Below are 2,383 nucleotides of genomic sequence, written 5' to 3' on the forward strand. Positions count from 1 at the left end.
TACTCGCTCCGGTGCTCTTGCACCATGCGCACGGCGCGCTCGCGGACCTCGGGTGAGAATTTCGATGTCTTGTTCATGGCTCCATCTTCTCAAGAGTTGGAGCCTCCTCAAAATCCGGGGCGGTTCAAGCAGCAACACGCTGTAGGGCTTGCGACGCACCTTCTCGGTGAGCTGGCCGCCCTCGTCATAGCCCACATAACCCGGAGGCGCGCCCACCAGGCGTGCCACGGTATGGCGTTCCCCGTACTCGGACATGTCGATGCGCAGCAGCGCACCTTCATCGCCATAGATGGACTCGGCCAGCGCCTTGGCGAGCTCGGTCTTGCCCACGCCGGTCGGCCCGAGGAACAGAAAAGTCGCCACCGGCTTGCTGCCTTCGCGCAGGCCCGCGCGCGACAACCGCACGGCATCGGCCACCGCGCGCACCGCTTCGTCCTGGCCCACCAGGCGCTCGTGCAGCCGCTGCTCCAGATGCAGCAGCTTCTCGCGTTCTTCCACCGTCAGCTCGTTGACCGGAATGCCGGTCAGGCGCGAGACGATCTGCGCGACATGCTCGGCCTTGACTTCGGCGCTGCCCGAGGCGCGCTCGCGTTCCCATTCCTCGACGAGCTTCTTGAGTTCGGCTTCCTTGGCCTCGATGCGCTTGCCAAGTTCAGCAGCCTTGTCGTACTGCTTGCGTGCCGCCACATAGTCCTGCTCACGCCGCAGCTGGTGCAGTTCGGACTCCAGCTCTTGCACCGCCACCGGGCGGGCCGTGGCCGACAGCTTCACGCGTGCGGCTGCCTGGTCGAGCAGGTCGATGGCCTTGTCGGGCAAAAAGCGTGCGGTGATGTAGCGGTCCGACAACTCGGCGGCGGCGATGATCGCATCCTCGGTGATGCTGACCTTGTGGTGCGCCTCGAAGGTGTCGCGCAGGCCGCGCAGGATCATCATGGTCTGCGCTACCGTCGGCTCGGGCACCATCACCGGCTGGAAGCGACGCTCCAGCGCGGCGTCCTTCTCGATGTACTTCTGATACTCGTTGAGCGTGGTGGCGCCGATCAGGTTCAGTTCGCCGCGCGCCATCATCGGCTTGAACACGTTGGCCACGTCCAGCCCGCCTTCGCCGCCACCCTGGCCGGCACCGACGATGGTGTGCACCTCGTCGATGAAGAGAATCAGCTCCCCCTGGTGCTCGGTCACTTCCTTGAGCACCTTCTGCACGCGCTCCTCGAACTCGCCGCGGTACTTGGCGCCGGCCACCATGGCATTGATGTTCAGTTCGACCAGGCGCTTGTCACGCAGCGTCTCAGGCACTTCGCCGGCCACCATGCGCTGCGCCAGCCCTTCGACGATGGCGGTCTTGCCGACGCCGGGCTCGCCGATCAGCACCGGATTGTTTTTCTTGCGCCGGGCCAGCACCTCGATGGTGGTCTCGATCTCCTGCGCGCGGCCGATAACCGGATCGAGCTTGCCCTCGCGCGCCATTTTGGTGAGATCTCGCGAGTATTTATCCAGCTCGGGCGTGTTGGTCGGCGTCTCGGCGCGGCCATCCTCGGCACCTTTGCCGACCACCTTGCTTACCTGCTGGCGCAGCGCTTGCGGCGTGAGGCCGTAACGGCGCAGCAGGTTGGCCGCCAAACCTTCGCCTTCCTCGGCCAGCCCGATCAGGAAATGCTCCGGCCCGACATAAGAGTGGCCGAGTTCGTTGGAGGCCACGAAAGCACGGCTGAGCGCGTCCTTGACCCGGGGCGACACGCCGATCTCGCCCTCGAACGGCTTGTCGCCGCGCTTGGCTTCGGATTCGATCTGTCGCTTGAGGTCATCGACCTTGATCCTGAACTGCCCCAGGATGGTCTTGACCACGTCGCTGTCGGATAGCGCCAGCAGCAGGTGTTCGGTATCGACTTCGGCGCGCCCGAACTCTGCAGCGTGTCGGGCGGCCTCCTGCAATAGGGCCTCGGACTGTTCGCTGATACGGCTGGCGAGCCCACTGCCGCGACGGCGCGCGGTGCCCGTACCGGCCGGGGCGGGTTCGCCGAACGAGGCATCGACGACCTCGTCGGTATCGGCCGCCATGGACGGTGCGTCGTCACCGATGCGGAAGAAGTCGCTGCCAAGGAAGTCTTCGAACAGCCCGCTGCGCGAGCCGAACAACGCTTCCAGCGGCGAGACGGTGCGCTTTTGCTGGCGCACCAGTTGGCGATAGTGACCGTCACACAACAGCATGGTGCTGTGGCGACCATTGAGATTGGTTTCCACCCGCACCGTGGCGGGCGGTGCGTGTCAAGATAGTTGTCGCGCAAGTCATGCGGCCAATTGTTGTGTATCGTGATGCAGCGTGAGGCCTTCGATCACCGCGTCGCGCTCGGGGTTGAGCGTGACGGCGCCGATGGGCTGCCAG

General features: G+C 65.1%; 1 pseudogene. It reads right to left on the reverse strand.

Features of this window, described 5'->3' with window-relative positions:
• Window positions 1-123 precede the first annotated feature (123 nt).
• Window positions 124-2,208: pseudogene (locus Taqua_RS12890) on the reverse strand (ATP-dependent Clp protease ATP-binding subunit); the annotation flags it as partial.
• Window positions 2,209-2,383 lie beyond the last annotated feature (175 nt).

This window comes from Tepidimonas aquatica (genome assembly GCF_007556585.1).
GTDB classification, from domain to species: Bacteria; Pseudomonadota; Gammaproteobacteria; order Burkholderiales; family Burkholderiaceae_C; genus Tepidimonas; species Tepidimonas aquatica.